At 42.8% G+C, this 6,000-nt stretch carries 5 protein-coding genes; 3 read left to right on the top strand and 2 right to left on the bottom strand.

Annotated features, from left to right (window positions below; genetic code table 11):
• Positions 1 to 64: 64 nt before the first annotated feature.
• The gene (locus NE536_RS11280) at positions 65 to 649 is read right to left on the bottom strand and encodes a GNAT family N-acetyltransferase (protein WP_261272736.1); all 585 of its coding nucleotides are present in this window, start codon (positions 647 to 649) and stop codon (positions 65 to 67) included.
• 225 nt (positions 650 to 874) lie between these two features.
• Positions 875 to 2,206, bottom strand: a complete 1,332-nt coding sequence (locus NE536_RS11285) for a DEAD/DEAH box helicase (protein ID WP_261272737.1) — start codon at positions 2,204 to 2,206, stop codon at positions 875 to 877.
• 527 nt (positions 2,207 to 2,733) lie between these two features.
• On the opposite strand from NE536_RS11285, the gene NE536_RS11290 reads away from it, so the two are divergent.
• From NE536_RS11290 to NE536_RS11300, 3 genes are all read left to right on the top strand, one after another.
• Positions 2,734 to 3,012 carry a DNA polymerase III subunit epsilon gene (locus NE536_RS11290; RefSeq protein ID WP_261272738.1) on the top strand — a complete coding sequence of 93 codons (279 nt, stop codon included), beginning with the start codon at positions 2,734 to 2,736 and terminating at the stop codon, positions 3,010 to 3,012.
• Positions 3,013 to 3,424: 412 nt separating this feature from the next.
• On the top strand, positions 3,425 to 4,435 hold the full coding sequence (locus tag NE536_RS11295) for a sugar-binding protein (RefSeq protein ID WP_261272739.1): 1,011 nt from the start codon (positions 3,425 to 3,427) through the stop codon (positions 4,433 to 4,435).
• A 590-nt stretch (positions 4,436 to 5,025) separates the two neighbouring features.
• Entirely contained in the window at positions 5,026 to 5,871 is an 846-nt protein-coding gene (locus NE536_RS11300; RefSeq protein ID WP_261272740.1) for a toll/interleukin-1 receptor domain-containing protein, read from the top strand.
• Positions 5,872 to 6,000 lie beyond the last annotated feature (129 nt).

The raw sequence follows: 6,000 nt of genomic DNA on the forward strand, positions 1-6,000 counted from the left end.
AAAAACGCATTAGCTACCTTTGTGCTGTTATTCTTTTATGCGGTTTTGTTTTTGCCTTGGTCTATTAATACTCCTCCTTTAACAAGGCATAGAGATACTCATCGCCCCACGCGCCTTTAAAGAAGATGTTTTTCACATAATGGGCTTCGCTCCTAAAGTGGAGTTTTTCGAGTAAGCGGCAGCTGGCAAGATTTTGTGCGTCGGTGATCGCAATAACGCGATGCTTATGTAATTCAATAAAGAGGTAATCCAGCAATGCGCTGACGGCCTCAAAAGCGACATGTTTACCTTGATGCTCAGGCGCAATCGTAAAGCCAATTTCCACCTGCTGCTCATCAATAAAGTGCAGCGCCAGATCGCCTACCAACATGGCAGGTATCGCTCCCGACGCGCCACTGACAATCGCCAGTTGAAACCACGTATCCGCCGCACCAAATTGTGCGTAATCCATATTGTCGAACAGCGCGACTGCATCGCTATAGCGGTAATCCGTCCAGCTTTGATATTGGGCGACCTTAGGGTCGGCTCGATAGGCGGTAAAGGCCTCAAGATCCGCTCGCTGGAATGGCCTAAGTACAAAGTGCTCAGTCGTTAAACCGTTATTCACCACTTTATGAAGTGCTTTACTTAACGCCAATGTCGATGCCATAACTTAGCTCCCTTAATGTAAATAAGTCACTACGTTACACCCAGAGCGAAAGCGTTAACAGCGGCCAATGCGCTTTATTCTGTTATCGGTTTAGTGATAGCAGCACGCCAAGCTTGAACGTTATGAATCGCTTCCATCCTTGCTTGAAGATGGCTTCACTCTTGTTTCAGGATTGCATCACTCCAGTTTCACTCTACTCTAGCTTCATAATGAATAGCCTCAAGCTCAGCGCTTACCTTTAAACGCTTTGGCGCTATGCTTATTGATGCTACGGCGATTCGCCTGTTTATCACGTGGTGGTCGCTTACGCTCAACCTTGCTATCTGCGGTGCCATCACTGGTATTTTCACTCGGCTTATCGGTTACTGGAAAGTCAGCCAATAATGCCAGCGGTAACTCCCGCGCGGTTAAGCTGCGAATTGCCGTTAAAGTTGCCATTTCACCGTGGCACACGAGGGAAATCGCTAACCCTTTTTCGCCAGCGCGGGCGGTGCGGCCAATGCGGTGCACGTACACAGGCGCACTCATGGGCAAATCCAAATTGATAACGACTGGCAAAGCATCAACATGAATGCCACGCGCCATTAAGTCTGTCGCCACTAATACTTGAATGCGATTGGCTTTAAAGTCGGCCAAGGTTTGGCTGCGCACGGTTTGATCTTTTTCACCGTGTAGCGCGGCGACTTTCATCCCCGCTTTGGCGAGCCGTTTAGCAACGGCATCGGCATCATCACGGGCGCTGATAAACACCAGCACCTGCGGCCATTGATATTGTTTTAACAGCGCAATCAATACCTGCGCTTTACTGCCCTTATTGACTAAATAGAGCTGTTCTTCGATTTCACCAGCCACTGAATTCACTTTGTGGGCTTCGACCCGCAGCGGCTCATTCACCAGCAGCTTTTCGGTTAATGTATCCAAAGCCTCGGGCAAAGTGGCAGAAAACAACGAGGTTTGCTTAAGCTTAGGCATAAATGCCATCAGCTTTTGCACATCAGGCCAAAACCCCATTTCTAGCAGGCGGTCAGCTTCATCCAGTACTAGATGTTTTATCGAATCGAGGCTGATGTGAGATTGTTTACATAAATCCAGTAAACGCCCAGGGGTTGCCACTAACACCTGCGGCTTGGCAGTGAGTTCGGCCAATTGGTCTTCCAATGCGACCCCGCCACACAGAAGCTGAATGTTCAACGGAGTCGATAATTGACCAGCCACGGTTTGCAGCGCCTCAGTCACTTGCAGCGCTAATTCCCGTGTAGGCACCAGCACTAAAGCCTGCGCATTTTGGGCCTGCACAGATTTAGCCCCCTGCAACTGTGTTTGCTGTTGCAACAAAAGTTGTTGTAGAAGTGGCAAACCAAAAGCTAAGGTTTTGCCGCTACCAGTTTGTGCTAAGGCTAACAAATCCCGTCCCGCAAGAATGGCCGGAATCGCGAGTTGCTGCACCCGAGTCGGATGTTTAAGACTTGCAGGCAAGGCCTCAAGTAACGCCGAATTTAAGCCAAGCTCAGCAAAAGTTAACGACTCAGGGAAAGAAGAAAGCTCAGGAAAGGTCATCACAACACCGGATCAAAACATGGGAGCGAAAGTTTACTGAGAGTTGCCTTTGAATACCAATGTTGTTTCGGCTTTTACGCAAGCCTTGACCAGTTTGCAACGGTACGGTTTGCAACAATACAGTTACGGCATTTGCGTTACGCCACTAAGAAAGTCTAGTTTTAAACTTCGTTTGAATTTCTAAACCAAAGGACAAATCAATAGCCGACCTAAAGAGAATCACATGCAATCCCCTCTTGGCTCTCCTCTGCCAACGAGGTCCATGTCTAACGGTCAGTTCGCAGGAATAGGTGAATGCCTGTCGCTTCGGTGTTCGTGGTGTATCTTAAAAGAGACTCCAGCCGCATCTTTCTTATGTGCGCAAAGTTAACGCAGGTGATGGGATGGTAGATTTTAATCCCACAGCTTTCGTGAGCGCTTATGGTAGAATCCCGCCCAATCAGCTTTATGAATGTGCAACACAACTCATTTGTTTAACTGAACGTAGTGGAACACTACCGTGATTAACTAAATGAGGAGAACAGATTATGAGTAAGTTAAATGCCGCAGAACGTAAAGCCCGCGATAACGCCCGTTTTTCACAACGCGTCGATGAACGTCGCACAAAAGGTGAAGACGTGGTCACCTACGTGCTAGGCAACAAGCTCGCGTTTAAGTTTCTGACTAAACTAGAAAGACACGAATTTAAACAAAGAGAAGCCGCACTTGAAGAAGAAGCCAAGCTTAAAAAGCAACAAGCGTTTCAGCTTAAAACCGAGCAAGAGTTAGAAAAAGTTGAAGCCGCATTTACTGTTCCAGAAGAATAACCTCTCGAAAGAGCCATTGATCATCATTGGTGGCTCACGCATACCCCATTTCCAAACTTCGTTTTGATTTTCGAATCGAAATCAAAATCAACGTCGTGGGGCTTCACCCCCTGATTTTTTATTAGAGAATCGACCAAGGAGGACTGCTCGTCCTATCAAAAACGTCCATGTTAAATTGCCAGCTCGATATCCCTATCTCGCGCTCAAAACGGCCGTTGGCCTTCGCCCTTGGATGATCCCTTGACGAACAAAGTTCATATCTAACTACCCGTTCGCCATTCTATTGTGGACTACTGATTCTGAACAATAATGTTCAATAACACGGAGGTATCTCATATCTTTAAATCCATTCCTTTGCTACATTCGATTGTAAAGCGTTAAGTTGCTGTCTGATTATTTTTTAGGAGGAAGTGTGGTGAGATTATTTTTGTTGTTCATTGCATTAAGCCAATTACTAATATCATCAGTCTATGGAAAAGAACTGAAATTTGCCGTAGTGCCAAAATTTTATAGTGTTTTTTTTGATCAAAGCAAAACGGGCTGTATAGATGCTGCAGCACAAATTGAAGGCGTGGAATGTATATATCGAGGACCCGAAATAAGCAGTGTTAGATTGCAAGATCAGGTAATAAATCAACTGATTGATGAAGGTATCGATGGTATCGCGGTCGCGGTTACACAATCTAAATACCTCGTTGAAAATAGCCTAAAAAGAGCAAAAGAAGCCGGAATACCAATTGTTACCTATGACTCTGATTTTGATGCTTCTATCAAAGAAGAACCTAAGAATTTACGCCTAGCTTATATAGGCACTGACAATTTTGAACTGGGTAAGTCATTGGGTGAACAGTTAAAAAAGCTACGGCCAAATGGCGGAACGTTGATAATGCATTCTGGGCGGCCAGATTCCCCCAATCTGAATTTAAGACTTATGGGTGTACGTTCCGCCTTATCAGGGCAAAAATACGATACTCCGCCAGGGGAATTACTTAATGGCGACTTTGGCTGGACAGAAGTTAGAGAACCTTTTTTTAACTTTGATCAACTTAGTCAAGCCGTAAAACAAATGGAATCAGTAATGAAAGGTAAGCCTGTGAAGGCAGACTCTTTTATCGCCGTTGGTGGTTGGGCACAAAATAATGATGCGATCTATCGTGAAATGATTACTCCATACCAAGAAAAAATTAACAACAAAGAAATCGTCATCATTATTACTGATACGTCACCAGAGCAGTTAACGATGCTGAAAGATGGTCTTGCTCATGTCAATGTAGGTCAAAATCCATATGAAATGGGAAGACAGGCAATTTTGACGCTTTATAAAATTGTCACAAAACAAAAGTATGAAGAAACAATATACACACCAGTTACGTTTTGCACTCCTCAAAACGCTGACACCTGCGACAAGCGTACCGGAATGTGACGCAAAAATGATGGATTAGGCCAGTACACCTCTCAAAGGAGCCATTGATTATAATTGATGGCTCACGCATACCCCATTTCCAAACTTCGTTTGGATTTTTAAATCAAAATCTACATCAAAGTCGTGGGGCTTCACCCAACACCCGACCAAAAGGGAAAAAGCGCCTGTTCCCCTTTTGGAAATCCCTCGGCGAACAACGTCCATGTCTAACTGCCAGTTCGCCATTCCTGGCTCTCGTTCAAAACGCTGCTACGCAGCACTCACCCTAGCGAAGTTACATGCATTGCTCATTCATTAATAACAGCAAGGTCTCATACTCCAACAAAAATCGCCTAACGGCTCAGATGGCACATCCATGTGCCCGAGCCTGCGACAACTTCGCAGGGAACATGTGTAATAAGTTACCCTTGACTTTAGCTGTCCATTAAAAAAATGTTACGTCTAGACTATATTTAAATAGTAGACAGACTAGGAAACTGATAAATTATTTTAAATAATAAATTATACATTTACTAAGTTAACCAAAAAAATTCATACGAATAATTTAAAGGTTTTTATTAAAAATCAGAAATATAAAAGGTCTATATAAAATGAAAGTATTTATTAGTTGGTCTGGCGATATAAGTAAAAGAGTTGCCGAATGCATTCGAGAATGGCTACCAACTGTTTTACAGACTATAAAACCTTATTTCACTCCCAGTGATATTGAAAAAGGTACACGTTGGTCATCCGATATCGCTGCTGAACTAGACAGTTCGATGGCAGGAATATTTTGTGTTACTCCCGAAAATATAAATAGTCAGTGGCTAATGTTTGAGGCCGGTGCAATCTCCAAAAAAGTCGAAAACTCTTTAGTTTGCCCTATATTAATTGGACTAGAAACTAGTGATATACATGGACCACTAACACAATTCCAAGCAACATTATTTGAAAAATCTGACTTTAAGAGGTTAATATCAGATCTAAATAAAGCCAACAATTCCAACACACTGGAAGAAGGTGTACTTCATAAAGTGTTTGAGCAGTTTTGGCCTGAACTCGAAGAAAAAGTTAGAGATATAATTAAAAAAAGTAGTGATAGAGCAGACATTGCTGACTTGCGTTCTGATAGAAACCTTCTTGAAGAAATACTCGACCTATCTCGGGCTTTAGCTATCCAAAAATCAGGCGGATTTAAAGCACACAAAGAGTTAAATCGTTTAATATCAGAATTTCTAACAGCTTTTGATGCAATTTTTAATGTTGATTGGACACACACTCAGTTATGTCTAGAAGATAGCAAACATTTTATTAATCAAAATGGGACATTTATTCATCCTGGCGTTAATGATGAAGGAAATAACTGGGGTAACAGACCGTATCTTTTGAATTCGTACCGCGAACTAATTGCATACATTGAGAAGCATAATATCGATATACAAACTAGTTTTCTTTAAGAGACTTTTTGTAGTGCTAAAATATAGCAGGATATTTAGATATTAAAAATCAGATAAGAAAAACCGAACAGGCATAACTTTTATGTCTTAAATACTTACCGATAACATCGAATCCTAAGGAATACGCCA

The organism is Shewanella septentrionalis (genome assembly GCF_025370265.1).
GTDB classification, from domain to species: Bacteria; Pseudomonadota; Gammaproteobacteria; order Enterobacterales; family Shewanellaceae; genus Shewanella; species Shewanella hafniensis.

What these genes read in the sequence shown, in the direction of transcription:
- NE536_RS11280 (WP_261272736.1), bottom strand. Translation starts at nt 649, where the DNA reads ATGGCATCGACATTGGCGTTAAGTAAAGCACTTCATAAAGTGGTGAAT.
- NE536_RS11285 (WP_261272737.1), bottom strand. Translation starts at nt 2,206, where the DNA reads ATGACCTTTCCTGAGCTTTCTTCTTTCCCTGAGTCGTTAACTTTTGCT.
- NE536_RS11290 (WP_261272738.1), top strand. Translation starts at nt 2,734, where the DNA reads ATGAGTAAGTTAAATGCCGCAGAACGTAAAGCCCGCGATAACGCCCGT.
- NE536_RS11300 (WP_261272740.1), top strand. Translation starts at nt 5,026, where the DNA reads ATGAAAGTATTTATTAGTTGGTCTGGCGATATAAGTAAAAGAGTTGCC.